The organism is Lutimaribacter saemankumensis (assembly GCF_900100005.1).
GTDB lineage: Bacteria > Pseudomonadota > Alphaproteobacteria > Rhodobacterales > Rhodobacteraceae > Lutimaribacter > Lutimaribacter saemankumensis.
On record NZ_FNEB01000010.1, the window covers coordinates 92,892 to 111,238 of the forward strand.

The 18,347-nt window shown below is 64.3% G+C and carries 21 protein-coding genes; 9 read left to right on the forward strand and 12 right to left on the reverse strand.

Annotation, left to right across the window (positions count from 1 at the left end; translation table 11 throughout):
- Positions 1 to 35: 35 nt before the first annotated feature.
- From argS to BLT50_RS16615, 3 genes are all read right to left on the reverse strand, one after another.
- Positions 36 to 1,781, reverse strand: coding sequence for an arginine--tRNA ligase (argS, locus tag BLT50_RS16605; RefSeq protein WP_090030118.1), 1,746 nt, complete (start codon positions 1,779 to 1,781; stop codon positions 36 to 38).
- Between the two features lie 64 nt (positions 1,782 to 1,845).
- A complete protein-coding gene (locus BLT50_RS16610) occupies positions 1,846 to 3,678 on the reverse strand; it encodes a cation:proton antiporter (RefSeq protein ID WP_090030022.1) in 1,833 nt (610 codons plus the stop codon).
- A 20-nt stretch (positions 3,679 to 3,698) separates the two neighbouring features.
- On the reverse strand, positions 3,699 to 4,865 hold the full coding sequence (locus tag BLT50_RS16615) for a deoxyguanosinetriphosphate triphosphohydrolase (RefSeq protein WP_090030024.1): 1,167 nt from the start codon (positions 4,863 to 4,865) through the stop codon (positions 3,699 to 3,701).
- A 79-nt stretch (positions 4,866 to 4,944) separates the two neighbouring features.
- Between BLT50_RS16615 and BLT50_RS16620 the strand changes: the two genes are divergently transcribed.
- Entirely contained in the window at positions 4,945 to 5,268 is a 324-nt protein-coding gene (locus BLT50_RS16620; RefSeq protein ID WP_090030026.1) for a HesB/IscA family protein, read from the forward strand.
- 5 nt (positions 5,269 to 5,273) lie between these two features.
- Here the strand turns inward: BLT50_RS16620 and BLT50_RS16625 are convergent, their stop codons facing one another.
- From BLT50_RS16625 to BLT50_RS19335, 3 genes are read right to left on the reverse strand one after another with little or no spacing between them, the layout of a single operon-like run.
- A complete protein-coding gene (locus BLT50_RS16625) occupies positions 5,274 to 6,335 on the reverse strand; it encodes a DUF6902 family protein (RefSeq protein WP_090030027.1) in 1,062 nt (353 codons plus the stop codon).
- A gap of 32 nt (positions 6,336 to 6,367) precedes the next feature.
- Positions 6,368 to 6,580, reverse strand: coding sequence for a DUF6749 family protein (locus BLT50_RS16630; protein ID WP_090030029.1), 213 nt, complete (start codon positions 6,578 to 6,580; stop codon positions 6,368 to 6,370).
- Between the two features lie 12 nt (positions 6,581 to 6,592).
- Positions 6,593 to 6,739: a hypothetical protein gene (locus BLT50_RS19335; protein WP_175491506.1), complete on the reverse strand. Its 147-nt coding sequence runs from the start codon at positions 6,737 to 6,739 to the stop codon at positions 6,593 to 6,595.
- Here BLT50_RS19335 and xth point away from each other — a divergent pair.
- A complete protein-coding gene (gene xth, locus BLT50_RS16635; RefSeq protein ID WP_090030031.1) occupies positions 6,738 to 7,544 on the forward strand; it encodes an exodeoxyribonuclease III in 807 nt (268 codons plus the stop codon). The genes BLT50_RS19335 and xth overlap by 2 nt on opposite strands.
- A 6-nt stretch (positions 7,545 to 7,550) precedes the next feature.
- On the opposite strand, the gene BLT50_RS16640 is transcribed toward xth, so the two are convergent.
- Together BLT50_RS16640 and dksA are read right to left on the reverse strand one after the other, a co-directional pair.
- Positions 7,551 to 8,720: an FAD-dependent monooxygenase gene (locus tag BLT50_RS16640; protein WP_090030032.1), complete on the reverse strand. Its 1,170-nt coding sequence runs from the start codon at positions 8,718 to 8,720 to the stop codon at positions 7,551 to 7,553.
- A 72-nt stretch (positions 8,721 to 8,792) separates the two neighbouring features.
- The gene (dksA, locus tag BLT50_RS16645) at positions 8,793 to 9,215 is read right to left on the reverse strand and encodes an RNA polymerase-binding protein DksA (RefSeq protein WP_090030120.1); all 423 of its coding nucleotides are present in this window, start codon (positions 9,213 to 9,215) and stop codon (positions 8,793 to 8,795) included.
- A 192-nt stretch (positions 9,216 to 9,407) separates the two neighbouring features.
- On the opposite strand from dksA, the gene BLT50_RS16650 reads away from it, so the two are divergent.
- From BLT50_RS16650 to BLT50_RS16670, 6 genes are all read left to right on the forward strand, one after another.
- Positions 9,408 to 10,247 (forward strand): AAA family ATPase, encoded by an 840-nt coding sequence (locus tag BLT50_RS16650; protein ID WP_090030034.1) that lies wholly within the window; start codon positions 9,408 to 9,410, stop codon positions 10,245 to 10,247.
- 371 nt (positions 10,248 to 10,618) lie between these two features.
- Positions 10,619 to 11,983: a DUF2927 domain-containing protein gene (locus BLT50_RS16655; protein ID WP_090030122.1), complete on the forward strand. Its 1,365-nt coding sequence runs from the start codon at positions 10,619 to 10,621 to the stop codon at positions 11,981 to 11,983.
- Between the two features lie 11 nt (positions 11,984 to 11,994).
- Positions 11,995 to 12,162: a hypothetical protein gene (locus BLT50_RS19340; protein ID WP_090030036.1), complete on the forward strand. Its 168-nt coding sequence runs from the start codon at positions 11,995 to 11,997 to the stop codon at positions 12,160 to 12,162.
- A 4-nt stretch (positions 12,163 to 12,166) separates the two neighbouring features.
- Entirely contained in the window at positions 12,167 to 13,351 is a 1,185-nt protein-coding gene (locus BLT50_RS16665) for a vWA domain-containing protein (protein WP_090030038.1), read from the forward strand.
- 37 nt (positions 13,352 to 13,388) lie between these two features.
- Positions 13,389 to 13,733, forward strand: coding sequence for a hypothetical protein (locus BLT50_RS19345; RefSeq protein WP_175491507.1), 345 nt, complete (start codon positions 13,389 to 13,391; stop codon positions 13,731 to 13,733).
- Positions 13,730 to 14,341 (forward strand): DedA family protein, encoded by a 612-nt coding sequence (locus BLT50_RS16670; protein WP_175491508.1) that lies wholly within the window; start codon positions 13,730 to 13,732, stop codon positions 14,339 to 14,341. The genes BLT50_RS19345 and BLT50_RS16670 overlap by 4 nt, the downstream gene beginning before the upstream one ends.
- Here the strand turns inward: BLT50_RS16670 and BLT50_RS16675 are convergent.
- Positions 14,331 to 15,068, reverse strand: coding sequence for a maleate cis-trans isomerase family protein (locus tag BLT50_RS16675; protein ID WP_090030124.1), 738 nt, complete (start codon positions 15,066 to 15,068; stop codon positions 14,331 to 14,333). The genes BLT50_RS16670 and BLT50_RS16675 overlap by 11 nt on opposite strands.
- A 98-nt stretch (positions 15,069 to 15,166) precedes the next feature.
- On the opposite strand from BLT50_RS16675, the gene BLT50_RS16680 reads away from it, so the two are divergent.
- Positions 15,167 to 15,853 carry a M48 family metallopeptidase gene (locus BLT50_RS16680; protein ID WP_090030042.1) on the forward strand — a complete coding sequence of 229 codons (687 nt, stop codon included), beginning with the start codon at positions 15,167 to 15,169 and terminating at the stop codon, positions 15,851 to 15,853.
- Here the strand turns inward: BLT50_RS16680 and BLT50_RS16685 are convergent.
- From BLT50_RS16685 to BLT50_RS16695, 3 genes are read right to left on the reverse strand one after another with little or no spacing between them, the layout of a single operon-like run.
- Positions 15,850 to 16,392, reverse strand: coding sequence for an RSP_2648 family PIN domain-containing protein (locus tag BLT50_RS16685; RefSeq protein WP_090030044.1), 543 nt, complete (start codon positions 16,390 to 16,392; stop codon positions 15,850 to 15,852). The genes BLT50_RS16680 and BLT50_RS16685 overlap by 4 nt on opposite strands.
- Positions 16,389 to 17,585: an RSP_2647 family RNA methyltransferase gene (locus BLT50_RS16690; RefSeq protein ID WP_090030046.1), complete on the reverse strand. Its 1,197-nt coding sequence runs from the start codon at positions 17,583 to 17,585 to the stop codon at positions 16,389 to 16,391. The genes BLT50_RS16685 and BLT50_RS16690 overlap by 4 nt, the downstream gene beginning before the upstream one ends.
- Before the next feature lie 37 nt (positions 17,586 to 17,622).
- A complete protein-coding gene (locus tag BLT50_RS16695; protein ID WP_090030048.1) occupies positions 17,623 to 18,279 on the reverse strand; it encodes a DUF6778 family protein in 657 nt (218 codons plus the stop codon).
- Between the last annotated feature and the right edge of the window lie 68 nt (positions 18,280 to 18,347).

Here is an 18,347-nt window from a genome sequence, read left to right on the forward strand (position 1 = left end):
GCTGCCTCAACTCAACCCGGCGGCGGCGCGATTTGTTACCGCATCTCTTCCGCCGGTTCGACGCCAAGAATACCAAGGCCGGCGGAAATGACAACGGCGACGGACCGCGCAAGGGCAATTTTCGCCTGCGATGTGGCTACATCACCCTCTTGCAGGAAGCGAAGGCTGGTATCCTCGTTGCCGCGGTTCCACAAAGTGTGGAAATCGCTGGCCAGTTCATAGAGGAAGAACGCCACGCGGTGCGGCTCGTTCGCGCGGGCGGCGATTTCCACAAGGCGCGGCCATTCGGCCAGCTTTTTCATCACCGCCTGTTCGGCGTCGTCGTCGAGTTTCGACAGGTCCGCCGCACCAAGCGTCGCGTCATCCGCGGCAATGCCCGCCTCGGCGGCCTTGCGCAGTACCGAACGGACCCGCGCATGGGCATATTGCACGTAAAAGACCGGGTTGTCCTTGGATTGCTCCAGCACCTTGTCGAAGTCGAAATCCAGCGGCGCATCGTTCTTGCGCGTCAGCATGTGAAACCGCGTGACGCCGGGGCCGACCTGATCGACCACATCCCGCAGGGTCACGAAGTTGCCCGCGCGCTTGGACATCTTGAAGGGTTCGCCGTTCTTCCACAGCTTGACGAGCTGTGTCAGCTTGATGTCGAGCGGCACCTTGCCGTCGGACAGGGCCGACACGGCGGCTTTCATGCGTTTGACATAGCCGCCGTGATCGGCGCCGAAGACGTCGATCAGCAGGTCGTAGCCGCGCTCGACCTTGTCATAGTGATAGGCGATGTCGGGGGCAAAATAGGTCCAGCTTCCGTCCGATTTCATGATCGGGCGGTCCACGTCGTCACCATGTTCGGTGGATTTGAACAGGGTCTGTTCGCGCGGTTCCCAGTCTTCGGGGGTCTTGCCCTTGGGCGGCTCCAGCACACCGCGATAGATCAGGCCCTTGCTGCGCAACGCCTCGATCGCGGCTTCGATCCGGCCGGTGCCGTAAAGCGATTTTTCACTGAAAAAGCGGTCCATCTCGACGCCCAGCGCCTTCAGGTCGGCGCGGATCAGATCCATCATCGCGTCGGTCGCGAAATCGCGGATTTCGGCCAGCCAGACGTCTTCGGGCTGATCGACATAGGCATCGCCCACCTTGTCCTTGAGCGCCTCGCCCACCGGTATCAGGTAATCGCCGGGATAGGTGCCATCCTCGAACGCGACCTTCTGGCCATGCGCTTCGAGGTAGCGCAGGTAGACCGAGCGCGCCAGCACATCGACCTGCGCGCCGCCATCGTTGATGTAGTATTCGCGCGTGACGTCATAGCCCGCGTAGTCCAGCAGGCTGGCCAGCGCATCACCGAACACAGCGCCGCGGGTATGGCCCACATGCAGCGGCCCTGTGGGGTTGGCGGACACGTATTCGACATTCACGCGCTTGCCCTGCCCCAGGTCCGAGCGGCCGAAATCGGCGCCTTCGGCCAGCACACGGCTGACGACGCCCTGCCAGACCGATGGTGCAAGCCGCAGGTTCAGGAAACCGGGGCCGGCAACCTCGGCGCTGGCGATGCGGTCATCGGCGCGCAGGTGTTCGGCCAGCGCCTCTGCAATGTCGCGCGGCTTCTTCTGGGCGGGCTTGGCCAATACCATCGCGGCGTTGGTGGCCATGTCGCCATGGGCGGCGTCGCGCGGCGGCTCGACCGCGACATTGGCGGTATCAAGGCCAACGGGCAGATCCCCGGCCTCGGCCATCTTGCCAAGACTGTCGATCACAAGCTCGCGCAAATCGGTAAAGAGGTTCATGCGTCCCATCCTTTCGCTTGGCCGCGGGTTTACCAGCAATCGCGCCCGCGTCAATCGTCAGGCATCACGCATCGGGCGGAACTGGCTGGCGATCCTTCTTGGCGGGCGAAAAATGCAGGATGCGCAGCCCCTCGCCCGAGCCGATGCTCTCTTCGTCGCGCGGAAAGCGCAGCGTACCGCGCGGTCCGATCGTCGCGATCAGCTTTGCATCGGGCCGGTCGGCGCGCCATTTGTCGATGCCATATTCGTCGGTCAGGCCGGTCACGCGGAATTCCCAGCCCTCGGCCAGCAGCCGGGCCATTTCACGGTAGGTGGCGCATTGCGCGAAGGGGCGGCCACCCAGCGTGGACGGCAGGGCGTGGCGGCTGGTTTCCGACGCGTCGCGCTTGATCTGCAGCACGTTCTCGCGTCCGAATTCTGGCGCAAGGTCGGTGGTGACAAGCGTGTTGTAGGCGTCGTTGTCGGACAGCGCGATCACGGTGGCGTATTGCGTCAGTTCGACATTGTGCTCGGCGGCTTCGGACAGGATATCGCCGTAGAACGTGGGCAGGCCCAGTTCGCGCGCACCGCGCAGGCGCAGGTGGTTGGCGTCGCTGATCAGGACCGGCACCTCTGCCCTTTTGAGCGCCTCGGCAAGCGCGGTCGCCCAGGCCGAACCACCGACCAGCAGAACGCCGGGGCGGTCCGTCGCCGCAACCCCAAGCAGCCGCGCCATGGGCGCAAGGGTAAAGCCGTGCAGCAGCACCGTGACGGTGACCAGCGCAAAGGCCAGCGGCCCGACCAGCGCGGCATCGGCGATGCCGATTTCCTGCAGGCGTTCCCCGAAAAGGCCCGCCACCGCAACCAGCACCACGCCGCGCGGTCCGGTAAAGGCAATGAGCGCTCGTTCGCGCCACGGAAGGTCCGTCCCAAGAAGCGACACGAACACCGTCACCGGCCGCGCCACCAGCACGACCAGCGCCACGAAGACGGCAGCCCGCCAGGTCAGCGTCCCCAGCGTTTCAAGATCGAGCGAGGCGGTCAGCAGGATGAACACGCCCGACACCAGCAGGACGGTCGCATGCTCCTTGAAGCGGCGCAGTTCGGTAAAGGAAGGCAAGTCGGAATTGGCGATCCAGATACCCATTACGGTCACCGCCAACAGCCCGCTTTCATGCAGCACCCAGTCGGACAGCGCGAACGCGCCCAGAACGCTGACGAAAAGCAGCGGCACCTTGATGTATTCCGGCACCCAGCCACGGCGGAAACTTTGAACCAGAAGCGCACCGGCCGCCGCGCCGACGATCAGCGCCACCACGATCCCCAGCCCCAGTTGCAGCGCGGCCTCGGCCCCGTCTGCCGAGGTATAGATCACCTGAACCACGGAAAACGCCAGAACGGCCGCCAGCGCGCCGATCGGATCGTTGATGATCGCCTCCCACTGCAGCAGTTGGGCGGGGCGGCGCGACAGGCGCGCACCGCGCAGCAGGGGCGCGATCACCGTGGGGCCGGTGACGATCATGATGCCGCCAAAGACAGCGGCGGTTTCCCATCCGAGGCCTGCGCCATAGTGCAAGGCCAGCGCCGACAGCAGCCAGCCCAACGGCGCGCCGATCACGACAAGCCGCAAAACCCCATGAGCCGCGTCACGCAAGCTTTTGAAATTGAGCGTCAAACCGCCTTCGAACAGGATGATCGCCACGGCGATGGCAATCATCGGCGTCATCACCGGGCCGATATCGCGCGCAGGATCGAACACGCCCAGCACCGGGCCCACCACGAAACCTGCGGCCAGCATCAACACGATGGCAGGGATGTTCATCCGCCATGCCCAGAGCTGTGCACCCACACCCAGTACGCCCACCAGCGCAATCGCCGTGACCGGAGCAAGTGCGGCGCCGTCCGCTGCTGTCGCCATCCTGTTTCCCCCGTCCCTCGTCAGACGCCCTGGCCGCCGACGGAAACCGTCTTGCCGGTCAGGCGGTTGTAATCTTGCAGGGCGAACCGGTCGGTCATCCCGGAAATATAATCGCTGACGATCCGCGCCAGACCGGTTTCGCCATCCGCCTGCGCCACGTCCTTTTGCCATGCCGAGGGCAGCAGCGTGGTGTCCGCCATATAAATCGGAAATAGCGCGTGGATCACTTGTGTCACCTCGGCGCGCATCTGCACCACCGATGGCGCGCGATACATCCGCGCAAAGAGGAACGCGCGGATTTCCTTGAGATCAGACCACACGCCCGGGGAAAACTGCACCATCATGCGCCCGGCAGCGCGGATATCGCGCACGTCCGCCGCCCCGCTGTCGACGAGGTTCTTGCGGCTGACGGCGATCACATCCGCCACGAGGACGCCGAAGAAACGGCGCAGCGCCTCGTGCCGGAGGCGCTTGGGCTCTAGCCCCGGATGCGCGGCGTCGACCTCGGCGAAGCAGTCGCGCAGGATGGGCAACGCGCGCAGTTCGTCCATCGTGAACAACTCGGCCCGCAGCCCGTCATGAAGATCGTGGTTGTTATAGGCGATGTCGTCCGACAGGGCGGCGACCTGCGCCTCGGCGCTGGCATGGGTGTGAAGCTCCAGGTCGAACCCGGCGTTGCATTCGGCCAGCGCCCAGGGAATGTCACCCGTCACGGGACCGTTGTGCTTGGCGATGCCTTCCAATGTTTCCCAGGTCAGGTTCAGCCCGTCCCAGTCTGCGTAATGACGTTCCAGCGCCGTGACGATCCGAATGGCCTGCGCGTTGTGATCGAACCCGCCATAGGGGGCCATAAGCTCGGCCAGCGCGTCTTCGCCGGTGTGGCCAAAGGGCGTGTGGCCCAGATCATGCGCAAGCGCCACCGCCTCGGTCAGTTCGAGGTTGAGATCGAGCGCGCCGGCAATCGTGCGCGCCACCTGCGCCACCTCGATCGAATGGGTCAGGCGGGTGCGGAAATAATCGCCCTCATGTTCGACGAAAACCTGCGTCTTGTGCTTGAGCCGGCGAAAGGCGCTGGAATGGATGATCCGGTCACGATCACGTTGGAAACAGGATCGAAAAGCGCTTTCTTCCTCGGGGAAACGCCGTCCGCGCGATGCCTGCGGGTCGGATGCATAGGGCGCGATCATTCTTTGTCGGTCCTTGTCGCCTGAGCCTGTGCCCCATATATTTGAACGCACAAGGAAACGAAACACCGGGAATTTCAAGATGCAGCTTCCCCCTTCCGTGACAGAGCGCGCCTTTGCCCGCCTTGCCGAGATCGGAGCCGCCGATCAGGGTCAGGCCCTGCGTGTGGCCGTCGAAGGTGGCGGCTGCTCGGGGTTTCAGTATGACATCAGGCTGGATCAGCCCGCCGACGATGACCTTGTATTGGAAGGCAACGGCCAGAAGGTGGTCGTCGACAACGTGTCGCTGCCCTTCCTTGCCGGCGCCGTGATCGATTTCAGCGAAGAGCTGATCGGCGCGCGTTTCGTCATCGACAACCCCAACGCAGCCTCGTCCTGCGGCTGCGGCGTGTCGTTTTCGATCTGAGCGCGCTAGCCGGCGCCGACCCGGCCGGTGCGGGCGAAATGGACAAAGAACTCGTCGAAAAGATCACCTGACGCTTCTGCCAGTCGCAGGGTTGCCCTGCCCTGACCGCCTATGTCGGCCAGCACGCTCAATCGCATGCGCGGCCAGTCGGGACTGCGCGCGCGGGTCGATTGCAGCAGAGCATTGGACAGCACGCGCAGCGGCCCGTCCGGTGGCGCCACGTAAAAACCGAAGGCGCCAGGCGTGACGCCGCCCCCGACAAGGCCCCCGACCGACAGCGCCCGCGCCCATTCCGCCATCAGCCAGTCATGGTAGGTGTCGGGCAGCTGCGTTTGCGCCCCGGTCGTGATCCGCGATGCGCGCCGCCGCCCCTCGACAAAAGCCAGCCAGGCAGCCGGGGGTTCTGCGCCTGTGAACAGCATGGCAATGCAGATTTCGGCCAGCAGATCGGCGTTATGCTCAAGCAGCGCGACAAGACCCGCGAAATGCAGCGATTTCGACACCTCGTCGCCCAGGGCTGCATCGCGGCGTCCGTATTCGGTCAGGTAGAACACGATATGGGTCAGTTCATACGCGGCCTTGCGATTGGGCAGCGCAAAGGTGCCGGACCTTGCCGCGAAGGACAGCAGGCGGCCGTCAAGCCCTGGATCGCGCACCGCGCCGTGCATCGCGCGCCGAGCCAGAAGCCTGCGTGCCTCGGCGCGCTGCAAGTCGGACAGTTCACTGTCAAACAGGCGCGTCTTTGCCACAAACCGCGCCATCGCATCGGAATCCACGCCCGGCACGCCCATGTCGTCGAGGTCGAGCGCGATCGACAGCAGGAACCGGTAATATTGCGGGAAGAATCGCAAGCGCTCGGGCAGCGCGGCGGCGTGTGGCGCGTAGGGGGTCAGAAGGTTCGCATCGCCCTGCCCGGCCGATTCCAGCACGTTCAGAAGCTCGGCATTTTCCTTGAGCCAGAAAACATCTTCGTGCGAACGCCGGCCATTGACGACAGACGCGACCAAGGCGGCCGGTCCGGCTACTCCGTCGCCACCGCGCGGGCGAAATGCGATCACCTGCGCCATGCCCTGCCCCCTGTAAACACTGCGCTGTGGGTTCAGGCACCGGATGAAAAGAGATGCGTTCCGGTGCCATCGTCCAGCCCTGCCCGCGATGCCGGTGCCGCGCCGGATGAAAAAAGCCCGGTTTCAACGCCGCTTTCCATCAATGGGACAGCACCGGACGAATAATGGCCCACCCCACAGCCGTCATGCATGCTGAATTCGACCGTGTCCGCCATATGTGGATTTTTCTGTTTCACTGCCTGCATTCCAAACTCTCCCTATGATTGCATCTGGTTCAGAAAATATACTTTTGCATGTTCGTCAACGATTTTTGCAATTCTCGGGTGCATTGCCGCATCCCGACCCTTGCGGCCACCCCGCCCCTGCGCGATAGACTGCGCCCTGTTCAGCAGGGGATCGGTCATGAAAATAGCCACGTTCAACATCAACGGCATCAAGGCGCGGCATCAGGCCCTTTGCGACTGGCTGGACGAGGCACAGCCCGATATCGCGATCCTGCAAGAAATCAAATCGGTGGACGAGGCATTTCCCCGCGAATTGTTCGAGGACCGCGGCTATCAGGTCGAAACCCATGGGCAGAAAAGCTTCAACGGCGTGGCGATCCTGTCGAAACTCCCGCTCGAGGATGTCAGCCGCGGCCTGCCCGGCGACGATGGCGACGAGCAGGCCCGTTACATCGAAGCGACGGTCGTCGGCCGCGAGGCGATCCGCATATGCGGGCTGTATCTGCCCAATGGCAACCCGGTGGAACTGGATGACGCGGGCCGCCCCGTCGCGGACGGCAAGTTCGCTTATAAACTGGCGTGGATGGAGCGGCTCAAGGCGCGCGCCGAGGCGCTGCTGGCCGAAGAGATGCCGTTCCTGATGGCGGGGGATTACAACATCATCCCGCAAGAGGAAGACGCCAAAAGCCCCGAAAAATGGCGTGGCGACGCGCTGTTCCGCCCCGAAAGCCGCGCCGCGTTCCGCCGCATCGTCAACCTTGGCCTGACCGAGGCGTTCCGCGCGCGTGTGCAGGCGCCGGGCCATTATTCGTTCTGGGACTACCAGGCCGGCGCCTGGAACCGCGACGAAGGGATCAGGATCGACCATTTCCTGCTCAGCCCGCAGGTGGCCGACATGATGACCGACTGCCAGATCGACCGCGATATTCGGGGGCGCGAAAAGCCGTCGGATCACGTTCCGGTCTGGATCACGCTGGAGAACTGAACGGGCCTAGCGTTCGTCCGTGATGTCGTAATCGTAGAGCCAGTCGAACTGGTGGAGCATCCGGTCCGGCATCAAGGCACCGCCCAGGCGCAATGCGCCGTGCGCGGCCATGCGCAGCGGACCGAAGCGCAGGTGATACTTCCAGGCATTGGCGCTGGCGGCATCGATGACACGGCGCGCACGACCCGCGCGCAAGCCCTGATAGGCGGCAAGCCCGCTTTCCACGCCATCCGCCCCATCGAGTGCCCGGACCAGCCCCCACGCGTCCTCCAGCGCCATGCAGGCGCCTTGCGCCAGAAACGGCAATGTCGGATGTGCCGCATCGCCCAGCAACGCACAATGGCCACCATGCCAGTGCCGCGCGACGGGGTGACGGAACAGCCCCCACTGACGGACGGTTTCGACACGCTCCAGAAGTGCGCGCAGGTCCGGCCCGAAATCGGGAAATGCCGCGCGCAGGTTCGCGGGGTCGTCCTCTTGCGTCCAGCTTTCCGCGACCCAGTCGCGTTGCTCGCGCACGGCAACGAGGTTCAAGAGGCCGCCATCGCGCAGCGGATAACTGACGACGTGCCGCCCCGGCCCCATATGCACCTGCACCTGTGCGCCGCGGCCTTCGGTGTTGGGCACCAGCGCGCGCCAGGCGACCTGGCCGGTAAAGAACGGCGCCTCTGCCCCGTTGAGCGTGCCGCGCAACACGGAATGAAGCCCATCCGCGCCGATGATCAGATCCGCCTCGCGAGTGTCGCCCGTCTGCAGCGTCACCCGCGGTGTCCGGCCCGGTTCGATGGCCGTCACCTTTTGCAGCAGGCGGATCCTGACGCCGGCGGCGCGGGCGCCCTTGGCCAGCAGATCGATCATGTCGGCACGATGCACGAAGAAATAGTCGCGCCGCGCCAAGCGGCGCAAATCGAGTTGCAGCACCTCGCCACCACGGTAGTCGCGCAGGCTGATCGTTTCGCCCCGCACGGAACAGGTCCGCAAGGCACCGTCGAGCCCCAAAGTGCGCAGCACCGCGAATCCGTTCGGGCTGACCTGGATGCCGGCGCCGACCTCGGTGATTTCGGGGGCCTGCTCCAGAACGGTGACATCAGCGCCACGCAACGCCAAAGCGCGGGACACGGCCAACCCGCCGATGCCCCCTCCGACTACCAGTACCTTCAGTCCCGAAATGTCCATGTGGCGCCTTTTGTGACGAAAAACGCCGGAGCGAAAGCCCCGGCGTCCCCCGAATTCGTCGATTGACTGCGATCAGTCGTCGCGATGAACCTTTTCGCGGCGCTCGTGACGTTCCTGGGCCTCAAGGCTCATGGTGGCGATCGGGCGCGCATCCAGTCGCTTCAGGCTGATCGGTTCGCCCGTCACTTCGCAATAACCGTATTCACCCTCTTCGATGCGGCGCAGCGCGGCGTCGATCTTGGCCACCAGCTTGCGCTGGCGGTCGCGGGTGCGCAGTTCGATCGCGCGGTCGGTTTCCTCGCTCGCGCGGTCGGCGATGTCGGGAATGTTCCGGGTGCTTTCCTGCAGGCCTTCGATGGTGTCGCGGCTGTCTTCCAGCAGCTCGCTTTTCCAGGCCACGAGCTTGCGCCGGAAATACTCCAACTGCCGCTCGTTCATGAATGGTTCGTCTTCCGCCGGTCGATAATCGTCGGGAAGAAAGGTTTCAGCCTTCATATCCGCTCCCTCATCAAGGCCAACAGCATTCAGGTTTTCCTGTGGCATATGGCACCCCCTTCGCGCAGGCAGATACACCCCCCTTGCGGGATTGTCACTACCCGAATGCGCGAATGATACGCCCTGCATTGCCCGTGCCCGACGTTCGGGCTAGGTTGCCGCGAAATACGCGCAACAAGGGATTGATGATCCATGAAATTCCAGGGCACCGACGCCTATGTCGCCACCGAAGACCTGACCGTCGCGGTCAATGCAGCCGTCACGCTGGAACGCCCCCTGCTGGTCAAGGGCGAGCCGGGCACGGGCAAGACCGAACTGGCCCGCCAGGTCGCCAACGCGCTGGGGCTGCGGATGATCGAGTGGAACATCAAATCCACCACCAAGGCACAGCAGGGCCTTTACGAATACGATGCCGTCAGCCGCCTGCGCGACAGCCAGCTTGGCGACGAGCGCGTGCATGACGTGCGCAACTACATCAAGAAGGGCAAGCTTTGGGAAGCGTTCGAAGCCGGTGAAAAGGTGGTTCTGCTTATCGACGAGATCGACAAGGCCGATATCGAGTTTCCCAACGACCTGCTTCAGGAACTCGACAAGATGGAGTTCTATGTCTACGAGACCGGCGAAACGATCGCCGCGCAGAACCGGCCCATCGTCATCATCACATCGAACAACGAAAAGGAACTGCCCGACGCGTTCCTGCGGCGGTGTTTCTTTCACTACATCCGCTTCCCCGAAGCCGACACGATGAAGAAGATCGTCGAGGTGCACCACCCCGGCATCAAAGAGGCGCTTCTGACGACCGCGCTGACCCAGTTCTACGAAATCCGCGATATGGCCGGGCTCAAGAAAAAGCCGTCGACCTCGGAGGTGCTGGACTGGCTCAAGCTGCTCTTGGCCGAAGACCTCAGCCCCGAGGATCTCAAGCGTGACGGACCCAACGCCCTGCCCAAACTGCACGGCGCGCTTTTGAAGAACGAACAGGATGTTCACCTGTTCGAACGCCTTGCCTTCATGGCCCGGCGCGGAGGCTGACACCGGCGGGACGGCATGCAGGCACATTTCCGCCACATTCAGGGGGAAAAACCCCAATTCTGCTGGTTTTGCCCCCTGAAATTCGATGCGCGGACGCCTGAAGACCTGCAAAACCGCGCCGCAAGCAATTGTATTAAAACGATTTCCCCTGGCACCTCGCAGCCGCACCCGCGGAAAGTGAGCTGCCACATTTATGCCCTAATTCACCCTTATGACCGACAACAAGAGAGGCAAAAGTTCTCTCAACTGAATAAGAATTCGAGGCAGAAAATGACCGGGACAGTTGACGCCCCTTTCGCGGGTCTCCATCTTTCTGCGCGCTTCATCCGAGCAAATTATCCGTTCCCGGAATGCAGGAGGGGCTTTCGATGATGCGCCGCCTCCTGTTGCCAGCCTGCCTTGTTCTGAGCGCCTGTATGCCAGGCGGGCCCAGTGAAACCGCAACCCGTGCGGCGCAGTTCACCGAAAGCGCGCTGCCGCCGATGAAAACGTTCTCGTCGCCACGGCCCACGCCGCCTGTGCAATCGAATGCCGACGTGGCGCGCGACTTCCTCGACCTGGCCTTCATGCTGGAATCGGGACGCCGCCTGCCCTATTTCTCGCGCTTCGAAGGGCCGATATCGGTGCGCGTCACCGGGTCGCCGCCGGCCCATCTAGGGCTGGATCTGAACCGCCTTCTGACGCGGCTGCGCACCGAGGCCGGGATCGACATCCGCCAAACCAGCAATGCAAACGCGAATATTACCATCCAGGCCGTCCCGCGCGCCGACATCCGCCGCAACCTGCCGCAAGCCGCATGTTTCGTCGTGCCGAACATCTCGCGGCTGAGCGAGTATCGCAAGGCGCGGCGCAGTCCGCGCACCGACTGGGGCCAGTTGCGTGTGCGGGAAAAGCTGGCGATCTTCCTGCCGGCGGACGCCTCGCCGCAAGAGGTGCGCGATTGCCTGCACGAAGAGCTGGCCCAGGCGCTTGGCCCGCTGAACGACCTTTACCGCCTGCAGGACAGCGTGTTCAACGACGACAACGTGCACACGGTTCTGACCGGCTATGACATGATGATCCTCCGGGTTTACTACGCGCCCGAATTGCGCGCCGGCATGTCGCAGCGCGACGTGGCCGAACGGTTGCCGGCCATTCTTGCACGGATCAATCCTGGCGGGCAGAACCTGTCGCCACGCCGCGCAGAGGCCACCCCACGCGCCTGGGTGCAGGCGATCCAGACCGCGCTTGGCCCCGGTGCCGGCCCGATCGAACGCCGCCGCGCTGCAGCCGAGGCTCTGGATATCGCGCGCCGGATGGGTTGGTCCGATCACAGAATGGCCTTTGCGCATTATGCCATGGGCCGGTTGACGCAGCGCGTCGATGAAAGCGTCGCGCAAGAGCATTTCCTGGCAGCCGATCACTATTATTCACTGACCCCGCATACCGAGTTGCATCGCGCCTACGTGGCATCCCAACTCGCGGCCTACGCGTTGGTGCAAGGCCGGGGACAGGATGCGCTGGCGCTGGTGACAAAGCACCTGGGCACCGCCGCACGGCACGAAAACGCCGCCCTGCTCGCCACGCTTCTGATGTTGCGTGCCGAGGCACTGGATTACCTTGGCCGCACCGCCGAAGCTGCAAGCGTCAGGGTGGACAGTCTGGGTTGGGCGCGCTACGGATTCGGCGCGGATTGGGCGGTGCGCGCCAAGCTGCGCGAGGTCGCCGCGCTCAATCCGGGCAAAGGACGCAGCTGAGGCTTGAACACATGATCGTACTGTCGGGGGCGCTTATCGGCGCGGCCTTCGGGGCATTTCTGGCGAAGCGCCGCAAGGGCAAGGCGCTGGATATCGCGCAATATGCGGCAGCATATGCGATCTTGTTCATGATTGTCGGTGTTTTCCTGACCTTGTTCGTCCATCGCGCATCGCTCTGATCCCATGTTCCTGCCGTTCTTCGAAAATCTGCGAAAAGGCGGCGTTCCGGTCACGGTGCGGGAATACCTCGCCTTTCTCGAGGCGATGAAATCGGGCCTTGTCACCTATGACGTGGAAGGTTTCTACTATCTCGCCCGCACTGCGATGGTTAAGGACGAACGGAACCTCGACAAGTTCGACCGTGCATTCGCCGCGACCTTCAAGGGGCTGGAGGATATCCAGCTTGGCGACGTGCTGAACGCCGTCGACATCCCCGCGGACTGGCTGGAAAAGCTGGCAGAAAAGCACCTGAGCGAAGAGGAAAAGGCCGAGATCGAGGCGCTTGGCGGCTTTGAAAAGCTGATGGAGACCCTCAAGGAGCGGCTCAAGGAACAGCAGGGCCGCCACCAGGGCGGCAACAAGTGGATCGGCACCGCCGGCACCTCGCCGTTCGGCGCGCACGGCTACAACCCCGAAGGTGTGCGCATCGGGCAGGAAAAATCCCGCCACCAGCGCGCCGTCAAGGTCTGGGACAAACGCGAATTCAAGAACCTCGACGACAGCGTCGAGCTGGGCACCCGCAACATCAAGGTCGCGCTAAAGCGCCTGCGCCGCTGGGCGCGGGACGGCGCGCATGACGAGCTGGACCTCGACGGCACGATCCGCGCGACGGCGGAACACGGATACCTGGACGTCAAGACCCGTCCCGAGCGGCGGAATGCCGTCAAGGTGCTGCTGTTTCTCGACGTGGGCGGCTCGATGGATCCGCATATCAAGGTGGTCGAGGAGTTGTTCAGCGCCGCGCGGGCCGAATTCAAGCACCTGGAATACTACTATTTCCACAATTGCCTGTACGAAGGCGTCTGGCGCGACAACCGCCGCCGCTGGGATCAGCAGACCCCCACCTGGGACGTGCTGCACACCTACGGGTCTGATTACAAATGCATTTTCGTGGGCGACGCCAGCATGTCGCCTTATGAAGTCGCCTATCCGGGCGGCGCGAACGAACACTGGAACGCCGAGGCCGGTCAGGTCTGGCTGCAACGCGCGCGCGACCAGTGGCCGGACCACCTGTGGATCAACCCGGTTCCCGAGAAATACTGGGGTTACACCCATTCGATCGGCATGATCCGCGAGATTTTCGAGAACCGCATGGTGCCTATGACGCTAGCCGGGATCGAACAGGGCATGAAGGAACTGACGCGCTGAGCGCAGCCACCCGGTCCCACCCGCGCGAGGGTCAGGAATGAAAAAGATCGGCCATCTCTGGCGGCATCACCGCATCGGGTTGCTGGCGTTCTGCCTGGCGGTGGCGGTCACCCTGTTCTTCGTCTTGCGCCTGATCGTGCAGACCCTGCACTGGATCGACGCGGATAACCGGTTCCAGCCCCCTGCCCCATGGATGACGCCGCGCTATATCGCGCTGTCCTGGGATGTGCCGCCCTCCGAGATCGGCGCGGCGCTGCAGGCCGACGCGGTTACCAGCGGCCGCCCGACGCTCGAAGCGATCGCAAGGGCGCGTGGCGTGCCGGTCGCGCAGGTGCTGGACGAGGCCGCGGCCTATCTGCAGACGCGGACGCCGGGCCAATGACCGACGAGGCGCTTGCCCTGCTTGCGGCCTGGGGAACGCCGGCGCTGTTTTTCGTCACGCTGGCGTCATGCCTGGCGCTGCCTGTTCCCGCCTCGATGATGATGCTGTCTGCGGGCGCCTTTGCCGCGTCGGGCGATCTTTCGGCATCAACCGTCGGCCTGGCGGCATTGGCGGGCGCGATATCGGGCGACCAGGTCGGTTACTGGCTGGCGCGTCTGGGGCGTGGACGTTTGCCACCCGACCAGGCCGCGGGCAAACGTGGCGCCTTGATCAAGAAAGCGGCGCGGCTGATGCACAGCCACGGCGGATACGGCGTGTTTCTCAGCCGCTGGCTGTTCAGCCCGCTTGGACCCTACGCAAACCTGGCGGCCGGGGCCGCGGGCATGCGCTGGGGCAGGTTCACGGCCTGGGGCGCGTTGGGCGAAGCGGTGTGGGTCGGGCTGTACGTCGGTCTTGGCCTGGCTTTCGCCCGCAACCTGTCGATCGCGGTCGATGTGGCGGCGAACCTGATCGGCATCCTGTCGGGCGCCCTGGTCAGCCTGGGCCTGGCCTGGTGGCTGCGCCGCGCGCTACGCAAGGCGCGGCGCAGGCGGGCCGTCAGAGGCTGAAAAGCCGCCCCGGCCCCCAACCGCGCGCGTCCACGCCGGCCAGGTGCAGCATGTGCCACAAGAGCGCCTGGTTCGAACTGACCACCGGGCGGCCCGTTGCCGCCTCGACCGCGTCGATGATACCGAAGGTGCGCAGGTTGGTGCAGCTTGTGAAGAACCCTTCGGCTTCCGGGGTTTCCGCCAGCGATTCCAGCATGTTGCGCGTCGATCCTTCGGTGATCCGGGCCACCGTGTAATCGTCGCTCTGGTCAAAGCTCGTCTCGGCCACGGTGTCGATCCCTTGCCCCGCCAGGAATTCGCGCATCGGGGCCGTCACGCTTTGCACGTAAGGAGAGCCATAGCCGATACGCCCGACACCCAGCGCCTTGAGCGCCGCTGTGACGGCGGTGATCGGGGTGCTGACCTTGACGCCCGGATGCGCCTGCTGGATCAGCGCGGCCACCTTGTCGGGGCCGATGATCGTCGAGGCGCTGGTGCAGCCATACCCGATGACGTCCAGCCCCTGCGGCAGGCGCGCGGCTGTGGCGGTCATCTCGTCGGCCATGCGGCGCAGGCTGTCAGGTGTCACGTCGGGCTGGGCGGGGATGCGCGCATGCAGCAGGCTGACGGGGCGGCCCGCCAGTACCATGCGTGCCTCGTTTTCCAGGCTTTCGTCGGTCGACAGAACGATAAGCCCCATGCGCACGCCCTCGCCATAGCCCGCGTCCAGTTCATATGGCTGTGTCATCGTCTTCTCCGTCATGTCCCTCCGCAAGCAGATCGTGATTCACGCGCCGAGGCAACCCGGCGCTTGCCGCCCGCCGAAAGCTGCCCCATATCTGATCCATGTTGAAATTCACACCCATACTTCTGGCGCTTATCTACGGCCTTGTGATGTACCGGTTTTCGGTCTGGCGCACGCAGGCCGAGCTGTCGGCGCGTTCGACCGAGCTGAAGGATCCGCAACTGCAGCCGATGCTGGACCGGATGGCCGCCGCACTGGAACTGCCGCGTGTGCGGGTGCATCTCTACGATATCGAACCGGTGAACGGACTTGCCGCGCCGGATGGGCGGATTTTCATTACCAATGGCTTCTACCAGAAATTCCGCCAGGGCGAGGTCACGGCCGAGGAAATGGCCAGTGTGGTAGCGCATGAACTGGGTCATGTGGCCCTGGGCCATGCCCGCCGCCGGATGATCGACTTTTCCGGTCAGAACGCGCTGCGCACGGCGCTTGCGATGGTGTTCGCGCGCTTCCTGCCCGGTATCGGCGTCTGGATCGCCAACATGCTGACCACGCTTCTGGCCGCACGGCTGAGCCGCGGCGACGAGTACGAGGCAGATGAGTATGCCTCGGCCCTGCTGATCAAGGCCGGGATCGGCACCGCGCCGCAGAAATCGCTGTTCGAAAAGCTCGAGGCGCTGACGAATTCTCGCGCGGGCGTCATGCCGGCCTGGCTGATGTCGCACCCGCCGACAAAAGACCGTATCGCCGCCATTGAACGGCATGAAATCAGCTGGGGTGCGCCCTAGGCGGCCAGCGCCTTGCCGAGCCTTGGCAGGCGGGCTTTCTTCATCAAGCCGCGAATGTCCCATTCCTCGCCCGAAAGGCGCCGCGCCTCGGCCAGCACCTGGTTGCCGACATGGGCCACCATATCCGGCCGGGCTTTCCAATGCCCCAGAAGAAAGGCATCCGGGTCGGCGCGGCTCAGCCCCTCCTCGGCCAGGATGTTGCGGGGAAAATCGCCGGCGTTCATCGTCACGATAACATCGGCGCTGCCCGCGATGGCGGCGGCCAGAACGTGCAGATCGGCCGGATCGGGCAGCCACAAACGCGATTCCAGCGAGGGCGGCCACGTGACTGCGGCATCGGGCCAGGCCACCTCGACCATGGCGATCTCGGCGCGGGCCTGCGCCTCGCCACCGGGGCCCAGCTTGCGCGCCGCGCGGGCCCATTCCTCGAGGATGCGGGCCGACCACAGCGGCGTGAATGCGCCCTGCCCGGCCACGCCCAGCAGCATCTCGCGCATGACGGTCGGATACAGCACGCAGGTGTCCAGAAGCACCTTCATAGACGGTAGAACAGCGCCTTGAGATACCCGCTTTCCGCCAGTTGTGGCATCAGCGGATGGTCCGGTCCGGCAAAGCCTGTGTGGATGATCTGGCCCGCGCGGCCCGCCCGGCCAATCCCGCGGGTGCAGGCCGTGCGGAACTTGGACAGGTCCGCGGCGTGCGAGCATGAACAAAGCCCCAGGTATCCGCCCGGCGCCACCAGCGGCGCGGCCAGCCGCGCGATGCGCTCATACGCGCGCAGACCGGCCTCGAGCGCCTGTTTCGACGGGGCGAATGCCGGCGGGTCGCAGATCACAACGTCGAACTGCGCGCCTTCGTCGCCCAAGGCGGTCAGCATGTCGAAGGCATCGCCCCGTCGCGTTTCGAACCGGTCGGCCATGCCGCCGGCCTGCGCACCTGCGCGCGCCAGTTCCAGCGCCGGTTCCGAGCCGTCGACCGACAGAGCATGCGCCGCGCCCCCCGCAAGGCACGCCAGCGCAAAGCCACCGACATGGGAAAACACGTCCAGCACCCGCGCACCGTTTGCAAGGCGGGCGGCAAAGGCGTGGTTCGGGCGCTGATCGAAAAACAGGCCCGTCTTCTGGCCCCCGGTCAGGTCGGCCATGTAGGTCGCACCGTTCATCGGGACGGGCACCGGCGCATCCGGCGCGGCACCGCGCAGAACGGCGCTGTCTTCGTCCAACCCTTCAAGCGTGCGCGCCCGGCCGCTTGCGTTCTTCAGAACGTTCGCCACGCCCGTCACGTCCACCAGCGCATCGGCCAGCTCGTCCAGCAGAAGCTCGGCCCAGGCCGCGTTGGGCTGGATCACCGCCGTGTCGCCAAAGCGGTCGATCACGACACCGGGCAGCCCGTCGGCCTCGGCGTGGATCAGGCGATAGAACGGCGCATCATAAAGCCTTGCCCGCATCTCCAGCGCACGGGTCAAACGGTCGGCCAGCCAAGCCTTATCGATCCGCGCGGTCATGTCGCGATCGAGAACGCGGGCAAAGATGCGCGAATTCGGGTTGACCGCCACCAGGGCCAGCGCGTTGCGCTCGGCATCTTCCAGAACGGCGATGCTGCCGGGCTGCAGGGCCTTGGTGCGGCGGTCGGTGACCAGTTCGTTGTCGAACACCCAGGGCGCCCCGTGCCGTACGGCGCGGGCATTGGCCTTTGGTTTCAGGCGGACAACAGGAAAAGAGGACGGCGTCATGCCGTCCTCTTACTCATCTTCGAAAGCGGGGGAAAGATCAGACTGCGTTGTCGTCCACACCGGCAACCAGTTGCGCCACGCCCTTCGGTGCCGAGCCGGGATTGTCCAGTTCCATCCGTATCACGTTGGCAAGATGCTGGGTGATACGGACCTTCTGCGTGATACCCTTTTGTTCGGCTTCGATCGCCCGCGACCCGCCAAAGCCCTTGAGATCGGCCCTGATTTCGCGCGGGGGCATGATCGCGATGCCTGTTTCGGGGTCGCGCAGGATCAGTTCGAACCGGATCGAGTGCACGCCGCCAATGGTGTAGCGGGTCTTTTCCGTCAGCGCGTGAAACCGTTTGACGACGATTTCGGCCGTCACGGGCAGCGCACCGGACATGTCGGCGGTGGCCCGCGACAGGCTTTCGTCGAAGATCGCGGCGATCTGCTGATGACGGTCGCCCAGCGGATCCTCGCGCCAGACGATATCGCCCATCGGGTAATAGCTGTTGGCCTCGCTCACCTTCAGCGAACGCGGCACCTTGACCACGTAGGACTGAACCGAAATCGACCGCACGGCAGCCGAGGGCGCATCATCTGCAAGGGCCGACGCACTTTCCAGCGGCGCGTTTCGCGTGGCCGTGTCAATCGACGCGCAGGCGGTCACGCCTAAACCAAGGGCAAGGGCGACCAAAATCCGAACTGTTTTCATACCGAACCTCCTGGAGGCACACTGCCCCCGTCATTTCGGTAACTTTTGATTAGACTTTGGGGCAAAAC